The organism is Bowmanella yangjiangensis (assembly GCF_017255015.1).
GTDB classification, from domain to species: Bacteria; Pseudomonadota; Gammaproteobacteria; order Enterobacterales; family Alteromonadaceae; genus Bowmanella; species Bowmanella yangjiangensis.
Map to the genome: position 1 here is coordinate 1 of NZ_JAFKCS010000904.1, position 284 is coordinate 284.

Annotated in this window: 1 protein-coding gene; it reads right to left on the reverse strand. The window is 66.2% G+C overall.

Annotated features, from left to right (window positions below):
- The coding region (locus J0A65_RS27160) for a hypothetical protein (protein ID WP_206597259.1) at nt 1–284 on the reverse strand (284 nt) is incomplete at its 5' end.

A 284-nucleotide genomic window follows, 5' to 3' on the forward strand; every position in this document is an offset into this window, starting at 1 on the left:
TCAGCCCGTAGCCCGGATGAAATCCGGGAAACCATGCCCACGCCCCCGGACTTCATCCGGGCTACCTGATCGTGGGAGGCGCTTCGGCGGCGATGCCCTGGTGCGTGAATCGCGGCTAAAGCCGCTCCTACAAGGGCAACCTGTGGCCCTGGCCAGATCGGCCGTAGCCCGGATGAAATCCGGGAAACCATACCCACGCTCCCGGACTTCATCCGGGCTACCACTGACCGTGGGAGGTGCTTCAGCGGCGACGCTCTGGTGCGCGGGTCGCGGCTGAAGCCCCT